Origin of the sequence: Olsenella uli DSM 7084, assembly GCF_000143845.1 — a bacterium.
GTDB classification, from domain to species: domain Bacteria; phylum Actinomycetota; class Coriobacteriia; order Coriobacteriales; family Atopobiaceae; genus Olsenella; species Olsenella uli.
The window spans coordinates 1,645,914-1,664,384 of record NC_014363.1 but is presented as its reverse complement, the minus strand read 5'-3'; the positions used below and the strand labels follow the sequence as shown (position 1 = coordinate 1,664,384).

Annotated in this window: 16 protein-coding genes; 15 read left to right on the top strand and 1 reads right to left on the bottom strand. The window is 67.6% G+C overall.

The window, feature by feature from the left end; translation table 11 throughout:
- Positions 1–68: 68 nt before the first annotated feature.
- The 13 genes from OLSU_RS07260 to rsmI all read left to right on the top strand — a co-directional run bounded on the left by OLSU_RS07260 (position 69) and on the right by rsmI (position 14,077).
- The gene (locus tag OLSU_RS07260; protein WP_013252306.1) at positions 69–1,355 is read left to right on the top strand and encodes a PLP-dependent aminotransferase family protein; all 1,287 of its coding nucleotides are present in this window, start codon (positions 69–71) and stop codon (positions 1,353–1,355) included.
- 194 nt (positions 1,356–1,549) lie between these two features.
- Positions 1,550–2,524 (top strand): tetratricopeptide repeat protein, encoded by a 975-nt coding sequence (locus OLSU_RS09165; protein ID WP_013252305.1) that lies wholly within the window; start codon positions 1,550–1,552, stop codon positions 2,522–2,524.
- A gap of 16 nt (positions 2,525–2,540) precedes the next feature.
- The gene (locus OLSU_RS07250) at positions 2,541–2,852 is read left to right on the top strand and encodes an STAS domain-containing protein (RefSeq protein ID WP_013252304.1); all 312 of its coding nucleotides are present in this window, start codon (positions 2,541–2,543) and stop codon (positions 2,850–2,852) included.
- Positions 2,853–2,893: 41 nt separating this feature from the next.
- Complete coding sequence (locus tag OLSU_RS09540; RefSeq protein WP_013252303.1) at positions 2,894–3,586, top strand: Sec-independent protein translocase subunit TatA/TatB; 693 nt, start codon at positions 2,894–2,896, stop codon at positions 3,584–3,586.
- Positions 3,587–3,588: 2 nt separating this feature from the next.
- Positions 3,589–4,401 (top strand): twin-arginine translocase subunit TatC, encoded by an 813-nt coding sequence (gene tatC / locus OLSU_RS07240; protein ID WP_013252302.1) that lies wholly within the window; start codon positions 3,589–3,591, stop codon positions 4,399–4,401.
- Between the two features lie 205 nt (positions 4,402–4,606).
- Positions 4,607–7,126, top strand: coding sequence for a DNA topoisomerase I (locus OLSU_RS09710; protein ID WP_013252301.1), 2,520 nt, complete (start codon positions 4,607–4,609; stop codon positions 7,124–7,126).
- A complete protein-coding gene (gene tmk / locus OLSU_RS09705; RefSeq protein ID WP_013252300.1) occupies positions 7,110–7,805 on the top strand; it encodes a dTMP kinase in 696 nt (231 codons plus the stop codon). Before OLSU_RS09710 ends, tmk begins: the two co-directional genes overlap by 17 nt.
- Before the next feature lie 91 nt (positions 7,806–7,896).
- A complete protein-coding gene (locus OLSU_RS07225) occupies positions 7,897–9,036 on the top strand; it encodes a DNA polymerase III subunit (RefSeq protein ID WP_013252299.1) in 1,140 nt (379 codons plus the stop codon).
- Positions 9,015–10,547: a PSP1 domain-containing protein gene (locus tag OLSU_RS07220; RefSeq protein ID WP_013252298.1), complete on the top strand. Its 1,533-nt coding sequence runs from the start codon at positions 9,015–9,017 to the stop codon at positions 10,545–10,547. The genes OLSU_RS07225 and OLSU_RS07220 overlap by 22 nt, the downstream gene beginning before the upstream one ends.
- A 36-nt stretch (positions 10,548–10,583) precedes the next feature.
- Positions 10,584–10,805 carry a 6-pyruvoyl trahydropterin synthase family protein gene (locus tag OLSU_RS09930; protein WP_407635714.1) on the top strand — a complete coding sequence of 74 codons (222 nt, stop codon included), beginning with the start codon at positions 10,584–10,586 and terminating at the stop codon, positions 10,803–10,805.
- Positions 10,745–11,068 (top strand): 6-pyruvoyl trahydropterin synthase family protein, encoded by a 324-nt coding sequence (locus OLSU_RS07215; protein WP_244851749.1) that lies wholly within the window; start codon positions 10,745–10,747, stop codon positions 11,066–11,068. The genes OLSU_RS09930 and OLSU_RS07215 overlap by 61 nt, the downstream gene beginning before the upstream one ends.
- Before the next feature lie 1,072 nt (positions 11,069–12,140).
- A complete protein-coding gene (locus OLSU_RS07205; RefSeq protein WP_013252296.1) occupies positions 12,141–13,184 on the top strand; it encodes a glycoside hydrolase family 5 protein in 1,044 nt (347 codons plus the stop codon).
- A complete protein-coding gene (gene rsmI / locus OLSU_RS07200) occupies positions 13,184–14,077 on the top strand; it encodes a 16S rRNA (cytidine(1402)-2'-O)-methyltransferase (RefSeq protein ID WP_013252295.1) in 894 nt (297 codons plus the stop codon). Before OLSU_RS07205 ends, rsmI begins: the two co-directional genes overlap by 1 nt.
- Before the next feature lie 116 nt (positions 14,078–14,193).
- On the opposite strand, the gene OLSU_RS09160 is transcribed toward rsmI, so the two are convergent.
- Positions 14,194–14,973, bottom strand: a complete 780-nt coding sequence (locus OLSU_RS09160) for a tyrosine-protein phosphatase (RefSeq protein WP_013252294.1) — start codon at positions 14,971–14,973, stop codon at positions 14,194–14,196.
- 834 nt (positions 14,974–15,807) lie between these two features.
- Here OLSU_RS09160 and metG point away from each other — a divergent pair.
- Both metG and rsmA read left to right on the top strand, forming a co-directional pair.
- Entirely contained in the window at positions 15,808–17,412 is a 1,605-nt protein-coding gene (metG, locus tag OLSU_RS07190) for a methionine--tRNA ligase (protein WP_013252293.1), read from the top strand.
- 10 nt (positions 17,413–17,422) lie between these two features.
- Positions 17,423–18,466, top strand: a complete 1,044-nt coding sequence (gene rsmA / locus OLSU_RS07185; protein ID WP_013252292.1) for a 16S rRNA (adenine(1518)-N(6)/adenine(1519)-N(6))-dimethyltransferase RsmA — start codon at positions 17,423–17,425, stop codon at positions 18,464–18,466.
- The last annotated feature ends 5 nt before the right edge of the window (positions 18,467–18,471 follow it).

Below are 18,471 nucleotides of genomic sequence, written 5' to 3'. Positions count from 1 at the left end.
CCGTGGCGATATACTCGAAGCTGCCTAGCCTGGCTCGGCCTGACAGCGACTCCCCGGGAGGAGAAACTATGCCCAACGTATACCAGGGCCTGCCCACCGACGAGCTCGACGCCCTCATCGCAACGCTGGAGCGCGAGGCTGACGGCCTGCGCGAGCAGCATCTCTCGCTTGACATGGCCCGCGGTAAGCCCTCTGCGGAGCAGACCGCGCTCTCGCGGCCGATGCTCGACCTCATCTGCTCCTCATCCGACCTCACGGACGGCGATGCGATCGTCGACAACTACGGCACCCCCGAGGGGCTGCCCTCCGCGCGTGCCCTTGCCGCAAGGATCCTTGGCGTCGACGCCGCCAACGTCGTGGTCGCCGGGTCGTCGAGCCTCAACCTCATGCACGACCTCGTAACCCACGCCTTCACGAACGGCGTGGCGGGAAACAAGCCCTTCTGCCGACAGGGGGAGGTCAAGTGGCTGTGCCCCGCACCAGGTTACGACCGGCACTTTGCCGTGACGGCCCACCTTGGCATCAAGAACGTGCCCGTTCCCATGAAGAACGACGGTCCCGACATGGAGGTGGTCCAGCGCCTGGTCGAGAGCGATCCTGCCGTCAAGGGCATCTGGTGCGTCCCCAAGTACGCCAACCCCACGGGCATCACCTACTCGGACGCCGTCGTCCGCCGCTTCGCGTCCCTGAGGCCTGCCGCTCCGGACTTCCGCATCTACTGGGACAACGCCTACGCGGTCCACTCCTTCGCCGAAGGTGACGATCGGCTCCTCGACATATTCGAGGCCCTTGCCGAGGCGGGCGCGTCCGACCTCGTCTACGAGTTCGGATCCACCGCAAAGGTGACCTTCCCCAGCTCGGGCATCGCCTTCGTGACGGCCAGCCCGTCAGACATGGCTGCCATCCGCCAGGCCTTTGCGGTCGAACGCGTCAGCTCCGAGAAGTTCTCCCAGCTTGCCCACGTGCGCTTCCTCAGGGACCTGGATGGCGTGAAGGCCCACATGGCCAAGCACGCCGCAATCGTGGCGCCTCGCTTCGCGCTCGTCGAGAGCAAGCTCACGGAGGGTCTGGGGGCGCTTGGCATCGCGAGCTGGAGCCATCCCCACGGCGGTTACTTCGTCTCGTTCGACGGGCCCGAGGGGTCGGCCCGCAAGGTCGTCTCGCTCATGGCCGAACTGGGCGTCAAGCTTACGCCTGCAGGCGCCACCTGGCCCTATGGGCACGATCCGCGCGACACCAACATCCGTATCGCCCCCACCTACCCTTCGCTCGAGGACCTCGGGCGGGCACTGGACGTCTTCGTGGTCGCGGTGAAGCTCGTCTCCGCCCGCCTCGAGCGCGCCTCCCGCCGCTAGTCGTCTGGGAAGGACCTGAGCCCAGGGCTTGCGGCCACGCTCTCCCTCCCTGGCCGGCCGTGTGACGGTTTTGGTGGGGCACGGCGGGTGTGGGGCTGTTTCGGTAGAATGGGCAACCATGCGCCCCGACATCCGTCGGCACCGACGCGCCTCCCGCGCCCTCGCGGCGCGACTCCACGAAAGGTCTGCACGCAATGGCACAGAACGGCTCGAGCTCGTCAAGGCAGAACAAGCGTCTCGCCCGCGCGCGGGTCGCCCCCATGGACGGCGGCGGCCCCGCTGCCAAGGGGCGTGCCGGCAAGGGAGCCTCCCCCAAGGGTCCCTCCAAGCCCAAGCCGGCGCCCGCCGAGGCCCGGAGAGCTCGCAAGAGGCGCACCATGGAGATCGTGGTCGTCGCGTTCGCGGTCATCATGGCCCTCTCCATGATGCTGCCCTCGCTCGCATCCATCTTCGCCAACAAGTCGTCTTCGTCCGTCCAGGAGCAGTCCACGGATGGCACTGACGACTCGACTTCAGAGGGGTCTCCCGCCTCGTCGGATGCCGCCTCCTCGTCAAGCGAGACGAAGTCTGGCGTAGAGGCGGCCGACGCCAAGTACTCCGCCGCCATCGCCTCGCTCGAGTCCAGGCTCGAGGGGGACCCCGACAACCTGGCGACGCTTCTGAACCTGGGCGACAGCTGCATGAGCTGGGCATACTCCGTGTCCCGCTCGTCGGCCACCGATGCCGACAAGAGCCACGCAAACGACCTCTATGCCAGGGCCATCGGCTACTTCGACCGCTACCTCGCCCTCAACGACTCCAACGCCGTGCGGGTCGACCGCGCGCTCTGCCAGTACTACTCGGGTGACGCCGATGCCGCCAAGACGGCGCTCGAGGAGCTCACGCAGGGGAGTGCCGCAGACTACGGTCCCGCTTGGGCCAACCTGGGCCTTCTGTACGAGTCCTCGCGTGACGCCGATGCCGCGAGGAGCGCCTACGGCAAGGCGACAGAGACCGACCCCGACGACGAGTACGGCGCCAAGTCCTTCGCCGAGACACGCCTGGCAGCCCTCAACGTGGCGCAGAACTCCGCGTCCTCGACCTCGTCCACAAGCGCTGGCCCTGCGGCCGACGGCACGGCCGCCGGCCTGTCCGACGCGTTGGCCAACGCATCCGGTACCACCCTCTAGGAACAGGAACAAGACCATGGCACTCTCCATCACCACCACCGGGCCCGCATCAGAGCGTCTTGTGACGGTCACGGGCGAGGTCGACGTCTCCAATGCCGCCGAGCTGCGCAGCGAGCTTGACACAGCGCTTGCGACGGGCGCATCGACCGTGCGCGTCGACCTTGCGGGGGTCCCCTACATCGACTCCACGGGCATCGGCGTTCTCGTGGGCGCCGCCCATCGCGCCGACGAGGCGGGTGCGGACCTCGCCGTCCTCAACCCCCAGCGCAACGTTGCCCGCGTCCTCGACATGCTTGGCGTGAGCGGCGAGCTTGGGATAGGGGACTAGCCCCCCTCGTACATCACACGCACAGCAGGAGGTGCAACCGCGTGTTTGGCATCGGTGAGACAGAGTTCGTCATCATCCTGGTCTTCGGCTTCATGCTCTTCGGCCCGGACAAGCTTCCCGGCATGGGCCGTACGATAGGTCGTGCCCTCAGGCAGTTCCGCGAGGCACAGGAGGGCTTTACCGAGGTCGTGCAGAGCGAGGTCATGGACCCGCTCAACAAGGCCATGAGCGAGCCGCTCTCCGGGGACGCAAGGAGGCGCGCTGCAGAGAAGAGCGCGGCGTTCGACGAGGACAGCGATCTGGACGGCGACGGGGCGCACCGCGAGCGCACGACCGAGACCTTCGCGGAGCGTCGCTCGCGTCTCGAGAGGGAGCGCAAGGAGCGCGAGGCACGCAAGGGCGAGGGGTCTGCCAAGGCCTCTGGTGCCTCTGCGGTCGGCGGGGGCGCGACGGGTGCCGGGCCGGATGCCGAGGCGGTTGCCGACCCCGCTGGTTCGGACGCTCCTGCCAGCACGGACGCCCCCGTCGGCACAGGCGGCGACGGCCGTGTTCCCGCTGCGGCCACCGGGCCCTCGTCCCCCGGGATCGCCAAGGAGGCCAGGCCCGACATCAGCGCCGCCGCCCTCTACGCCATGCGGCCGGTCCGCGGGGAGGCCGTGGAGGCCCCTGCGGACCCGAGTCCCGGTGAGGCCGCAGACCCCACCGCCGACGCCAGCGCCATGGGGGAGGAGTAGAGATGCCCATCGGACCCGCACGCATGCCCCTGATGGATCACCTCGGTGAGCTCAGGAGACGCCTCACCATCGTCGTCGTCTCGGTCCTGGTCACCGCCATCGTGGTCTACGCTGCCACGCCGACCTTGATCGACATCATGATCGACCCCATCCGCAGCGCCCTCCCCGAGGGCAGCTCGCTCACGGTCCTCACGGTCCTGGGAGGCTTCACCATCCGCTTCAAGGTGGCCCTGTTCTTCGGCCTCATCATTGCGGCACCCATCGTCATCTGGGAGATCATGGGCTTCTTCCTGCCCGCCCTGACCGAGAGGGAGCGTCGCTGGGTGGTGCCCACGGTCGCCGCCATGGTCATCCTGTTCCTCCTCGGCATGCTCTTCTGCTACCTCGTGATCCAGAACGCGGCCGTGGGCTGGATGATCGACCAGTCGACGGAGTTCGCCGCGGTCATCGCCGACGCGGAGGACTACCTCAACATCATGATGCTGCTCGAGATCGGCTTCGGCGTCGCGTTCCAGCTGCCGCTCGTGATCTTCTACCTCTCGATCCTCCACATCGTCCCGTACAAGGTCTTCCGCGAACAGTGGCGCTACGTCTACGTGGGGCTCATGATCCTCTCGGGCGTCGTCACGCCGGACGCCTCGCCCGTCACGATGATCCTCATGTTCGCGGCGCTCATCGCGCTCTACGAGGTTGCCCTCGCCGTGGCGCGCTACATCCTCATCGCCCGCGACGGCAAGGCGTCCCTCAAGTGGACGCGCGAGGACTACGAGCGCCACGAGGAGGAGAAGTACGAGGAGGACCTCTCCAAGCAGTAGGCGTGCGGCGCATGCCCGCCACATCCGGGTGGCGCCACGTCCACCCAATAGGGTATAAAGTGTTCGCCGCAGGCAAAGGCGTCGTGGCGTGCATCAGGCCTTGTCGTGCGCCGTGCGAGGCGTGCCATCGGCGTGTCCGTGCCAGCGCATCCGCACCACCGGCCAGCACCCGTTGGCAAGCCGCCAAGAGATCAGGGGTCCCAGCTTGAAGCTCGTCGTCACAGAGAAGAACGACGCCGCCCAGCAGATTGCGCGTCTGCTGTCGACGGTTGGCAAGCCCAAGGCCGACAAGGTCTACGACACGCCCGTCTATCGCTTCACGCGCGAGGGCGAGGAGTGGGTCACCATCGGTCTGCGCGGCCACATCATGGCACCGGACTTCCCCTCCGAGCTCCATTACAGCAAGCGGGAGGGATGGTTCGCGGTAAGCGAGGGGGGGGAGGTCCTCCCGGCACAGATCCCCGACACCCTCCTCCGCCCGCCCTACGAGAGCAAGCGCAAGCCCTTCCTCAAGGACGGCATCGACATCAAGGGCTGGAAGGTACCCAGCCTCCCGTACCTGGTCTGGGCCCCCATAGAGAAGCTCCCTGCCGAGAGGGGCATCATCCGCGCCCTCAAGAACCTCGCCAAGAAGGCGGACTCCATCGTGATCGGCACGGACTTCGACCGCGAGGGCGAGCTCATCGGCTCGGACGCCCTGCGCCAGATGCGTCAGGTCGCCCCTGACGTGCCGGTCAGCCGTGCACGCTACTCCGCCTTCACCAAGGCCGAGATAGACCATGCCTTCGCGAACCTGGTCGACCTCGACCAGGACCTCGCCGATGCCGGAGAGAGCCGCCAGTACATAGACCTCATCTGGGGCGCCGTGCTCACGCGCTATCTCACCATGGCACGCTTCGGCGGCTTCGGCAACGTGCGCTCGGCCGGTCGCGTCCAAACCCCCACGCTGGCACTGGTGGTCGAGAAGGAGCGCGAGCGCCAGGCCTTCGTGCCCGAGGACTACTGGGTGCTCTCGGGCATGCTTGCGCCTGCGGGCACCGCGGACGAGGACGCCCGGTTCAAGGCCACCCACACGACGGCTCGCTTCAAGGACCAGGCGGCGGCCCAGGCCGCCTGGTCCCACGTGCGTGATGCCAGGACGGCCACCGTCACGGCCGTGGAGAAGAGGTCCCGCACCACGCGGCCGCCCGCGCCGTTCAACACCACGTCGCTGCAGACGGCGGCGGCATCGGAGGGCATCTCCCCGGCACGTACCATGCGCCTGGCCGAGTCCCTCTACATGGATGGCCTCATCTCGTACCCCCGTGTCGACAACACGGTCTATCCCAAGTCGCTTGACCTCAGGGGATGCGTCCGCATGCTGTCCCAGGTGCCGCAGTACCGCGCCGCCTGCAGGGAGCTCCTGGACGCGGGCCCGCTCCACGCGACGCGTGGCAAGCAGGAGACCACCGACCATCCGCCCATCTATCCCACGGCCGCGGCCGATCCCGGCAAGCTGGAGGGCGCGGCCTGGAAGCTCTACAACCTCATCGCACGTCGCTTCCTGGCGACGCTCTCGCAGGCGTCCGTGAGCGAGGGCACCAAGGTCGCCTTCGACGTCAGCGGCGAGCCCTTCAGTGCGTCCGGAACCGTGCTGGTGAAGCCTGGCTTCCGCGCGATCTACCCGTACGGCCTGCGCAAGGACGAGCAGCTGCCCCCGCTCGAGGTGGGGGATTCCTGTGACGTCGTCTCCATGGCGCTCGACGCCAAGCAGACCGAGCCTCCGGCGCGCTACAGCCAGGGTCGCCTGATCCAGGAGATGGAGAAGCGCAACCTCGGCACCAAGTCCACGCGCGCCTCCATTATCCAACGGCTCTACGACGTCAAGTACCTCAAGAACGACCCGGTCGAGCCATCGCAGCTGGGCATGGCCGTCATCGACGCGCTGACGCAGTATGCCCCCCACATCACGAGCGCGGGCATGACCGCCCAGCTCGAGGACGACATGACCAAGGTGGCCGAGGGCACCGACACCCAGGACGAGGTCGTGACCCATTCGAGGTCCCTCCTCGCCTCCATGATGGACGCCCTCATCGAGCACAAGGACGACCTGGGCGATGCCATCGCCGACGCCGTCACGGCCGACGCGAAGGTGGGCGTCTGTCCCAAGTGCGGCAAGGACCTGGTCATGAAGACCTCCGCAAAGAACCGCTCGAGCTTCGTGGGCTGCATGGGCTGGCCGGACTGCGACGTCACCTACCCGGTGCCCAAGGGCCGCATCTCTCCCATAGAGGGGGAGGGCGGCGTCTGTCCCGAGTGCGGCGCACCACGCGTCAAGGTGCAGCCGTTCCGTCAGCGTGCATACGAGACCTGCATCAATGCGGCCTGCCCCACCAACCGCGAGCCCGACGTGGTCGTGGGCGAGTGCGCCGTCTGCAAGGCCGCCGGGAATCACGGCGACCTCGTCGCCCACAAGAGCGAGCGCACGGGCAGGCGCTTCATCCGCTGCACCAACTACGACGTCTGCAACACCAGCTACCCTCTGCCCCAGCGCGGCGAGATCCACGCCACGGGCAAGGTCTGCGAGCACTGCGGCGCCCCCCTCGTCGAGGTTATCACGCAGCGTGGCCCCTGGCGCATCTGCGTCAACATGGACTGCCCCGGCAAGGAGAAGAAGTCGGCTCGCGGCACCCGCAAGGCCGGTGGGGCAAAGGCCGCTGGTGGCAAGGGTGCCTCCCGTGGGTAGGGGCGTGCGGCGCGCCACCCCCGTCCCTGACGTACGAGAGGCACCCGCCGAGAGCACTGCCCGCCGCGGCCGCCTCGTGACCCTGGAGGGCATCGACGGCTGCGGCAAGTCCACCCAGGCGGCCCTCCTGGCCGACCATCTCGAGGCATCCGGGCACGAGGTCGTCTGTCTGCGCGAGCCCGGCGGCACCGCCGTCAGCGAGAAGATACGCCAGCTGCTGCTGGACCCCGTCAACGACGAGATGGCCGACGAGTGCGAGCTGCTGCTCTACGAGGCCTCCCGCGCCCAGCTGGTGCGTCAGGTGATAGAGCCCGCGCTCGAGCGGGGCGCCGTGGTCGTGTGCGACCGCTACTTCGACTCCACCTACGCCTACCAGCACGGGGGCCGCGGACTGGACCGCACGCTGGTCGAGCGCTGCAACGAGCTGGGCAGCTGTGGCCGCAGGCCGGACGTCACGCTCGTGTTCGACCTCGACCCGACCGTCGCCTTCGCCCGCGCGACCCAGGGGGGCAGGGACCGCCTCGAGGGCGCGGGCCTGCGATTCCAGGAACGGGTCCGTGCGAGCTACCTCGATCTTGCGGCGAAGGAACCCGCCCGCGTGCGCGTCATCGACGCAACGGGCAGCGCGGACGAGGTGGGCAGGCGCGCCCTTCTCGTCCTCGCCGACGTCCTGCGCTGACGAGATGCCCACATCGGCCTGCTAGAGTAGGGGTGCCCATCCCACCGTCCGCCCACGATGGCGCGGCTTGTCCGCGCGACAGGAGGCGTTTGTGCCCACAGCCTCACCCACGGCGTTCGACTGCCTGTCCCAGCAACCACGTGTGAGGGAGTTCCTCTCCGTGGCGGCGGGCGAGGGACGGCTGAGCCATGCATACCTGTTCGTGGGGGCACCAGGCTCCGGCATGTTGGAGGCCGCTGAGGCAGTGGCGCAGGCCGTCGTATGCCCCTCGGGGGGTGACGGCAGCTGCGACGAGTGCATTCGCGTGCGCCATCACACCCATCCCGACGTGCGCTTCCTTAGGCCCGAGGGCACGAGTGGCTATCTGGTGGCACAGGTGCGGGAACTCATCGAGGACGTCTCGCGTGCGCCCGTGCGGGCGCAGGGCAAGGCCTACGTCCTCGAGGATGCGGGGCTTTTGCGGGGAGCTTCAGCAAACGCCCTGCTCAAAACCATTGAAGAGCCACCGGAGGGCGTTCACTTCATCCTGATGGCACGCTCTGCGGCGGCAGTGATGCCCACCATCGCGTCGCGCTGCCAGCAGGTGCCCTTCCGCATCGTCTCGCCCGGCGCCGCCGAGCGGGCCGTCGAGCTTGCCGCAGGCACCGTCGGCTGGGAGGCGCGCGTCGCCCTCGCCGTGGCGGGGACGCCCCAGGGGGCGGCCGAGTTCCTCGCGTCATCCGAGAGGAGGCAGGTTCGGCGTCTGATGGTACGTACCATAGGCGAGCTCTCGCGTGACGACGCCTGGGACGTGCTGCGCTCCGCCAAGGGGATCGTCGAGGCCGTGAAGGCGCCCCTGGGCGAACTCAGGGGCGAGCAGGAGGCGGCCTTGGGCGAGAGCGCCGACTACCTGACTACGGCCGCCCTGCGCAGGATCGAGGACGCCAACAAGCGCGAACTCACCGCCCGGGAGCGTTCGGGTATGATGGAGGCCCTCGCAGCGGCAGACTCCCTGCTGAGAGACGCGCTCCTGCGTTGCGAGGGAGTTCGTGAGCCCATCGTGAACGAGGACGTCGCGGATGTGGTCGAGCGCATCGCGTCCGACTCGTGCACCGAGGGCGTGGTCCGTGCGCTCGATGCCATTGACGTCGCGTCAGACGACCTTGCCCACAACGTTGTCCCCCAGCTGGCCTTCGAGGCCATGCTCCTCACTGTCAAGGAGGCACTCGCATGCCCGCCGTCATCCCGGTGAAGTTCAAGTATGCTGCCCGTGACCTGTGGTTCGATCCCGCCCAGACGGACGCCCAGGAGGGTGACCACGTCATCTGCACGACCGAGCGTGGCCAGGAGATCGGCCTCGTGACTGCGGGTGCCCGCGAGGTGAGCGACGAGCGGCTGCATGAGGCCATCGGTGAGTCCACGCTGAGGCCCCTCGACCGCATCGCGACCGAGGGCGACCTCAACCATGCCGCCAGGCTCGCCGACAAGGGCGACGAGGCCCTGCCGACGTTCAGGCGCCTGGTCCACGAGGCCGGGCTGGACATGAAGCCAGTGGGCGTGGAGTACCTGTTCGGTGGCAACAAGGCGGTGTGCTACTTCTCGGCCGAGGAGCGCGTCGACTTCCGCCAGCTCGTGCGGGACCTCTCCCGCGAACTGCACGAGCGCATCGACATGCGCCAGATCGGCGTCCGCGAGGAGGCGGCCATCGTCGGCGGCTATGCGCACTGCGGACAGGAGCTGTGCTGCGCCCGCTTCGGGCACCAGTTCGAGCCCGTCTCGATCCGCATGGCCAAGGAGCAGGACCTGCCGCTCAACTCGTCCAAGATCTCCGGCGCCTGCGGACGCCTGATGTGCTGCCTGCGCTACGAGTTCGAGGCCTACCGCGACTTCAAGGGGCGTGCCCCCAAGCGCAACGCTGTGATAGAGACGCCCCTGGGCAAGGCGAAGATCGTCGAATACGACACCCCCAAGGAGCAGATCTGCCTGCGCCTCGAGAACGGCAAGCAGGTGCGCGTCCCACTGGTCGACATGGAGGCCTCCGAGGCGGCCCGCAAGAAGAGCGAGGAGCTGGGCTGCGCCTGCCGTCCCGACACCGTCACGCGTTCCGCCCTGGAACGACTCCAGTCACCCGACGTGCAGATGGCCCTCGCCGAGCTCGACCGCCAGATGGGCATCGAGACCGGGGTCACGACCTACAGCGAGTCTGACATCTTCGTGGAGACCAAGCCGAGGCGCCGTCGCGGGCGCAAGCAGGGCGGCAGCGGCACCCAGGCATCCGATGGCCCCTCGGACAAGGGCGATGTGGTCGAGAGGGGTGCCTCCAAGCGCACCCGCCGTCGTCGCAAGAAGGGCGAGCCCCCCACTGACACCGTGGGACAGGGCGCACCAAACGCCGACGAGCCCGCCTCCCGTCGCCGTCGCCGTCACCACGGCGTGACGGGAGGCGCTTCCGCAGCTCAGCCGGATTCGACTTCGCAGCACCACGCCCGGCGTACCGCGGAGCCGCAGGGTTCCGCCGGGCCCAAGCCTGGTGCGCGCCCCGTGCGCCGTCGCCGCCGTCCGGGAGATCACGGCGGACAGGGTCCCGGCGACGCCAGCGCACAACGATCCGACGGTCGTCCGCAGGGGCAGGGTGGCTCCCGTGGCGAGGCTGGCCTGCAGGGCGAGGGTGGCGGCAGGTCCAGGCGCCGTCGCAGTCGCGGCAGGGGTGGCAGCGGCAGCGGCACTTCCGGTGCAGGCGGCAGCGAGCCTGCCAGCGAGTAGGCAAGTGGTGACGTCAGGGCACCAGGGCGTCGCGGGGTGCGGGGGGCTTCGCGCGGGGTGCGGGGGCGCGACGGGCGAAGACGACAGGGGGAGCGCGTGTACGGACTCAAGACAGAGGCGAGCTTCGACGGCGCGCACTTCCTGACGGACTATCACGGCAAGTGCGAGAACCTGCATGGGCATCGCTGGCGCGCGTCGTGGCATACGTGCGGCAGGAAGAACTGCAGGCCGAGGGCACGACGCGTGGCATGGTCGTAGACTTCGGCGCCTTCAAGCAAGCGGTTCGCGAGGAGGTGGCCAGGCTCGACCACATGTTCCTTGTCGAGGAGGGATCGCTCAGGAGGTCGACCATAGAGGCGCTCCAGGGCGAGGGGTTCACTCTGCTGGTGCTGCCCTTCCGCACTACGGCCGAGAACCTCGCCAGGTACCTGTACCAGCGAATCTCGGCACGCCACCTGCCCGTCAGCCAGGTGGACGTGTACGAGACGCCCCTCAACTGCGCCAGCTACTTCGGGAAGTAGGCATCGGGAGGGGTGGTCCGGCGGGCAGATGGCCTGGCGGATGGATTGCCTGGCGGGCGAATAGCCTGGCGGATGGATTGCCTGGCGGGAAAGCGGTTCGTCCGGGGACGCTGCGGCCCCTGCCTCCGAGGCGCTGTCCCTCGGCCTGTTTTCACAATAGTTGCTCACACGTCCGCTTTTCGTGACCGTGTGGACGGCTGGGCAACTATTGTGAGCGACGGGATCGGGAGACTCACAATAACTCTTCAGCCATCCCAAAGAGCGTCTCCCAAAGGACGCGTGGAGAAGTATTGTGAGTCTGGTGATGCTAAAGTTGAAAAACTTTTCACAATAGTTCGCCAGCCGTCCACGGGGGTCGTGAAATTGGATGCGTGACGAAGTATTGTGAGTTTCGGATGGCCGGGACTCACAATTCTTTGTCAGGCATCCATTCGGCATTAGTTGACGACCTGTCACCCATGCTGCGGTACCGGGATCGGTGACGTCAGGGCAAAAGGGCACCCGACGTTGATGGGGTCGACGCCCTCGTATGTCGCTGCGCCGTGGGTGGTCCTTCCGGTTATGACGATGCCGACGTCGCCCACGGAGCAGGCGACGGTTCCGGCGTAGAAGCCCGGCCGGCCATCGGGGAACCTTGCGGGTCTCGGAGCCGGACATCGGTGGCGCTGGGAGCGCCGGAACCCGGTGTCGGTCTCGCCAATCGCCAGAAGTGAGTACCAATGCTCACTTCTGATAGTTTCAGTAGGCTTGGTACCTGCGACGATGTTGAGAAACGTAACTTCGTTAGGCGTCACGTGCCTCTGAAGGGGCGAAAAAGTACTCACTTCTGGCTTACGGGCCAGGCCCTTCGTACCGACGTCCTGGATGATGAGGCCAGTGCGGCCATAGGCGCGAGTGACGTCCACTTCTCCTTGGCCGAGACGAGCTCCCCCCTCGTCCGATCCGTTGCCTACGAACGCCTCCCCGGGACGAACGTCGCGGGTCCTGGCAACGGCTTTGCGCAGGGGCATGCATGTTTGTGGCGAGTGGGTATACTCGAAGCCAGACGCGACGGGACGAGAGGAGGGCAGCCGTGGCGGAGCGTGCGCTGCATGGCGTGAACCTTACGGGTTGGTTGACCCTTGAGCCGTGGGTGACCCCGGAGCTTTTTGCGGACTCCGGAGCCCTCGAGGAGCCGGACCTCGTCTCGGCCGTGGGCCGCAGGGGCTACAACGACCGGGTCTCTCGCCATCGCGCCTCGTTTCTGGGGGAGTCTGACTTCCGGCAGATCGCCGCTCGCGGCTTCAACGCCGTGCGCCTGCCCGTTCCCTGGTACGTGTTCGGTGACGCCGGGCCCAACCCCGGGCCGTTCCTGGGCTGCGTGGACCTGGTGGACGCCGCGTTTGACTGGGCCGATGGCATCGGGCTCAAGGTCGTGCTGGCGCTGGCCGTGAACCCTGGTGCGGAGGGGCACGAGGCGGATCTCGTGCACAACCATGATGACTTCAGGCGCTACCGTGATGATTTGGTTTCGGTGGTGGCGGCCCTTGCCAAACGCTATGCGAGTCGCGTGGCGTTCTCGGCCATCGAGGTGGCGGACGAGCCGGCGATGCAGGTTCGCCGTGGTCTCTCGGTCATCCCGGGCGTACCTCCCCACCAGCTGCGCAACTACTATCGTAGCTGCTATGAGGCCGTACGTGGGATTGCGGGGGAGGACCTCGTCGTCGTGGTCCCCGACGCCGGGCAACCGGGCGCGTGGCGCCACTTCATGTCACAGGACCGCTATCACAACGTCTGGCTCGACAGCCACCTGTACCACTATGCCGATCATGTGGACTCGTCGGGACCCGTAGGCATTCGCATGCTCACGGACCGCTCCCGCAAGTCGGTCGAGCTTGCCGGTAGCAGCGGGCTGCCGGTGATGGTGGGCAAGTGGTGCGCGTCCCTGCCGTTCTCCGATACCGTCACGACGCCCGAGGGTCGCATAGCGCTCGAACGCGTCTTCTCGTCCGAGCAGATCGGTGCCTTCCGATCCTGTCCCGCCTGGTTCTTTCAGACATGGAAGACCGAGGGCCGCCTGCCGGGCTGGGACGCCCGCGTCGCGCTTGCCTCCTTCGAGCGCAGGATGCTTGGCTGATGGCAGGGACGCAGACGGGCGGGCCCCTCGGCGGGGTCCTCTCCGTCGTGGGCACGCCCATCGGCAACCTACGGGACGTCACTCCCCGCGCGCTCGAGACGCTGCGTGCGGCCGACCTGCTCCTGTGCGAGGACACCCGCGTGACGTCCAAGCTGCTCGCACACTTTGGCATACGGGTCCCCTTGCAACGGGCCGACGAGAACGTCCTGGCCGAGAGGGTCGCGCCCGCCATCGCTCGGATCGAGGCGGGAGGGCGTGTGGCCTTCGTGTCGGATGCGGGCATGCCCGGCGTGTCCGATCCGGGCCAGAGGCTCGTCGACGCGGCCCTGGACCGTGGCCTGAGGGTCGAGGTCATCCCGGGGCCCTCAGCCGTGACCTGCGCCCTCGTCGCCTCGGGCCTGCCGATGGAACACTTCTTCTTCGAGGGCTTCCTGCCGCGCAAGGCATCGGCCATGGCCAGCCGCCTCGAGGCGCTGGCAGGCATCCCCGGCGCCCTCGTGGTCTACGAGTCCCCCCATCGCGTGGCGTCGACGCTCGATCGCATCGCCGAGGAGTTCCCCGCGCGCCAGGTGGCCCTGGTGCGCGAGCTCACGAAGCTGCACGAGGAGGTGGTGCGCGGGGCGAGCCTGGAGGTCGCGCGCAAGCTCGCCGCCAGGGAGACCCTGCGGGGCGAGTGCGTCATCGTCATCGGGGCTCCCGACGCCGCGGAGCTTGCCGAGCGCCAGCGTACCGCGGTGCCAGGGGAGGTGCCCGCCACCCTCGAGGAGGCCATCGCCCGCGGCCTGGAGGAGGGCGAGCCCAAGAGCAAGCTCGCAAAGCGACTCGCCAGGCCCTTCTCGACCAGCAGGGCCGAGGTTTATGAGAGGATCCTGGACCTCGCCGCGCATGAGTGACGGGTCAAGGCTGACGCATGGTCTGCCTGCACGCGAACGACCAGCTGAGGTCGACGCGTGACGTTTGGCATGGCGTCGGGCATGGTGCGTGGGTCCGTGCCCCGTGGGACGGTGACCTATCCCGTGAGATGGCCGCGCGCGGCTTCGATCTGTGTCGTGGCGAGCCCGCATGCCGAGAGGTACGCCGAGCACGATCCATAGCGCTTGAGCAGGATGCGAAAGACGCTGCGAATCACGTCGACTAGCAGTGGGTCGAAGTCCTGCGGGGGCGTGTCCCCGAAGATGGCCGCGTCTGCGACCTCGTGCGGGAAGAAGGAGTAGGCATAGTCCGCTGCGACGTGGTCCTCGTCCGCGCCGGCGAGCGCGAGAAGGAGCATGCTTACGATGCCGGTGCGGTCCATGCCCGCCGCGCAGTGGAATATCACGCAGTCCGTCGGTCGCGCGGTGGCGAAGAACGTGAAGATGCGCCGAACGGCATCTTGGTTGGCGAGAATCCTGAGGTAGCCTCGTGCGAAGTAGGAGAGCTCCTCGTCACCTGTCTGGGCTGCCTTGAGATCGGGGTCATGGAGGTTGAGGTCGAGCGCGGGGACGTTGAGGTAGCGGATGGCGCGGTGGCGGCCAAGGACGTCGGGCGAGCGCATGACCTCTTCGGGACTGCGGAGGTCCAGATCGAGCGTGATGCCGTAGCCGACCAGGTAGTCTACGTCCTCCTCCGAGAGTTCGGAGAGGCTTGCCGAGCGCACGAAGCGGCGTGTGAGCGTGGAGCCTCCTGGGACGGGGATGCCACCGAGGTCGCGGACGTTCTCGCTCGTGGGCACGCACAGGACGCCGTCCCGAGGATCCGGTCTGGTCGAGTTGGTCGCGTGGACGTGCCTGAGGATGTTTGGAAAGCGCATGGTGCCTCCGCCCGTCGGTGTGCTCAGGTGGCATGTTCCTCGGCCCTATTGTAGATGCTGGTTGCTTGCGGGTACCAACTGGCCGATAGGTTGCGGGCGCTGGCGGGTTGCGGGTGCCCACTGGACCCGGGTTTCCTATCGGCCATCTCGTCGAGCGCCCCGCCGGATATCTCGTTGAGCCTCGTTGACCGTTCCGTCGGCGGGACACCTTCACAGAACCTCACCACGCGTCCATTTTTTGAGGCCGCCGGGATGGCAGGGGAAGTTCTGTGAGTCATGGTGAAGGAGAAACTCACAATAGCTCGTCACACGTCCATAATTCGCACTCTGGGGGACGGCAGGAGAGGAATTGTGAGTCGGTTTGCGACATCCACTCACAATAGTTCGCCTACCATCCTCGGAACTCCCGAAATCGGACGTGTGACGAACTATTGTGAGCGATGCCCCGAACTCCACTCACAATAGTTTCTCTGCCGTCCAGACGCTTCTCCCGTCGGAACGCTCCCTCCCGCTTGGACGCCCCCTCCCGTCCACATGCCCTCCCGTCCGCATACCCCTCGTCCGGATGGCTTCGGAATCGGCCGTTCCTGCGGGCGACCGGCCCCGCGACTGAGGTACAATCAGCCGTCGTGTGCGTCGTGTGCGTCGTGTGCGTCGTGTGTCTCTGCGTGGCGCCCTGCTGCGTCCCCATGCGGCGCCTCGCGGTGCTGCACGACGGCATACGGCGTCCCGACGTGCGGCGCGTTGCGGAGCGCAGTGCCCCACGGCGCCGTACGGCCCGGACCCAGAGTCCCAAAGACCCAGGGCCATATCCGTCATTAGGAGACTTCACCCATGGCAAAGACCCCCTTCTTCATCACCACGCCCATCTACTATGTCAACGCCAGGCCGCACCTGGGCACGGCCTACACCACCGTCCTCTGCGACGTCCAGGCACGCTATCGCCGCGCCACGGGCCTCGACGTCAGGTTCCTCACCGGTATGGACGAACATGGCGAGAAGGTCGAGGAGGCCGCCCGCTCCCATGGCATGGATCCCCAGGAGTGGTGCGACAGCCAGGCGCCGTTCTTCGAGGACCTCTGGCAGACGCTGGAGATCTCCAATGACGACTTCATCCGCACCACCGAGGCGCGCCAGACGCGCGCCGTCCAGTACCTGTGGGAGCGCATGAGGGAGTCCGGCTACCTGTACAAGGGGACCTACGACGGCTGGTACTGCGTGCCGGACGAGACCTACTTCACCGAGACCCAGGTCTCCCATGCGGACGAGGAGCGCGGGACGCAGGGCCAGCACCTCTGCCCCGACTGCGGCCGCCCCCTGGAGCGTGTGCAGGAGGAGTCCTACTTCTTCAGGCTCTCCGCCTTCCAGGACCGCCTGCTGAGACTCTATGACGAGCACCCCGACTTCGTGATGCCAGACTTTCGCATGAGGGAGGTCCGTAGCTTCGTCGAGGGCGGCCTGCAGGACCTCTCGGTCAGCCGCACCTCCTTCGACTGGGGCATCCCCGTTCCCTTTGACGACAGGCACGTCACCTACGTGTGGTTCGATGCCCTTCTCAACTACATGACCGCCGTGGGCTTCGGCCAGGGCACAGACGAGGCTGCAGCCGAGTTCGCACGTCGCTGGCCCGCCCAGTACCACATGGTGGGCAAGGACATCATCCGCTTCCACTGCGTCATCTGGCCTGCGATGCTCATGGCCATCGGGGAGGCCCTGCCCGAGCACGTCTTCGCGCATGGCTTCCTCATGGTCAAGAACGAGGAGACCGGGCAGGGCGAGAAGATGAGCAAGTCCCGCGGCAATGCCATCGCGCCCGAGGAGGTCATCGACCTCTTGGGCGTCGAGGGCTACCGCTACTACTTCATGACCGACTGCGTCCCCGGCGAGGATGGTGCCATCAGCTTCTCCCGCATGGAGCAGGTCTACAACGCGGACCTCGCCAACAGCTGGGGCAATCTCGTCAGCCGCTCGCTCAACATGAGCGCCAAGTACTTCGACGGCAAGACGCCGCAGCTCGCGGATGGGTGGTCCGAGCGCCCCAACCCGCTGTGCGACATCGCCCAGGGCATCTTCGGGCGCTATGCGGAGCACATGGACAAGATCGAGTACGTCGCAGCCAAGGACGTCGTGATGGAGCTGGTCCACGCCGCGAACCACTACATCGAGGACTCCGCCCCCTGGACCGTCGCCAAGGACCCCGCCCGTAGGGAGGAGCTCGCAGGCATCATCTGCAGCCTCCTCGAGTCCATTCGCATCTGCGCCCACCTGCTCTCACCGTTCATGCCCCAGACCTCCGCAGAGGTCCTGCGCCGCATGAGCCTTGGGGACGAGGCCACAACCGACGACCTCGCCGCCGCCTGCGCGTGGGGCCAGCTGGCGGGGGACGCTCCCGTCAGCAAGGGCGACGCGCTCTTCCCGCGCCTCTCGCCCAGGGCCTAGGGGAGAAGACGTGTCCTGCCTGGCTGACGCCGACGGCGTTTCGGGCACCGATGCTGCTGGCATCCCGGGCGCCAGCGCCGCGTCGGACAACGCCGCGCTGCCGCATTCCTGGCTCGCCAACCCGCGTGCCACGAAGTCCGTCCTCGATGGGTTCGGCCTCTGCACCAAGCATCGCCTGGGGCAGAACTTCCTGGTGAGCGATGCCGTGATCGGGAGGATTCTCGGTCTGGCCGAGCTGGGGACCTCAGACGTGGTCCTCGAGGTCGGTCCGGGCATCGGCACCCTCACGGTGGCGATGCTCCCGTTGGCGGGTGCCGTCTGCTCCGTCGAGGCGGATCGCTCCCTCGCGCCCGTCCTCGCCCACACCTGCGCGCGTGACTCCGAGCGCTTTTCCCTCGTCTTGGGGGACGCCCTTGACGTCGACGGCGCGTCCCTCTCGGCCGAGCTTGCCTCGCTTGGCATAGACGGCCTGCCCGCCTCGCCCAACAAGCTCGTCAGCAACCTGCCCTACCAGGTGGCGGCCACCATCGTCCTCAAGGCCTTCCAAGAGATGCCCAGCATCCGCCGCGCCGTCGTGATGGTCCAGTCCGAGGTGGCCGACCGCATGTCCGCACGTCCTGGCAGCCGCGCATATGGCGGCTACACGGCCAAGCTGGGGCTGTACGGCACGGTCACGGGTCGCTTCGAGGTGGGGCCCGGCAACTTCATGCCGGCGCCCCACGTGGACTCTGCGGTGGTCCGCATCGACCGTGTGCCCGCATGCGATCCCCAGACGGCCGAGCCGCTCGACACGGGGCGCCTGGCTTCCTGCGTCGTGGCAATCGACGCCGCGTTCGCCCAGCGCCGCAAGACCATCCGCAACTCCATGGCCGCGTCAGGGTTCGAGAGGGACGCGCTCGACGTGGCCCTGGCGGAGGCCTCCATCGAGCCGACCGTACGTGCCGAGGCCCTCTCGACGGCAGACTTCGTGCGTCTGGATGCCGCGCTGCGCTCGGCGGGCGTCTCGGGCGCAGGGCCCGATGCCCCGACGCCGTCGGCACCCGCCACGCGCTAGGAGGC

Coding starts and splice junctions, on each gene's coding strand:
- OLSU_RS07260 (WP_013252306.1), top strand. CDS start 69: ATGCCCAACGTATACCAGGGCCTGCCCACCGACGAGCTCGACGCCCTC.
- tatC (WP_013252302.1), top strand. CDS start 3,589: ATGCCCATCGGACCCGCACGCATGCCCCTGATGGATCACCTCGGTGAG.
- rsmI (WP_013252295.1), top strand. CDS start 13,184: ATGGCAGGGACGCAGACGGGCGGGCCCCTCGGCGGGGTCCTCTCCGTC.
- OLSU_RS09160 (WP_013252294.1), bottom strand. CDS start 14,973: ATGCGCTTTCCAAACATCCTCAGGCACGTCCACGCGACCAACTCGACC.
- metG (WP_013252293.1), top strand. CDS start 15,808: ATGGCAAAGACCCCCTTCTTCATCACCACGCCCATCTACTATGTCAAC.
- OLSU_RS07220 (WP_013252298.1), top strand. CDS start 9,015: ATGCCCGCCGTCATCCCGGTGAAGTTCAAGTATGCTGCCCGTGACCTG.
- OLSU_RS09165 (WP_013252305.1), top strand. CDS start 1,550: ATGGCACAGAACGGCTCGAGCTCGTCAAGGCAGAACAAGCGTCTCGCC.
- OLSU_RS07250 (WP_013252304.1), top strand. CDS start 2,541: ATGGCACTCTCCATCACCACCACCGGGCCCGCATCAGAGCGTCTTGTG.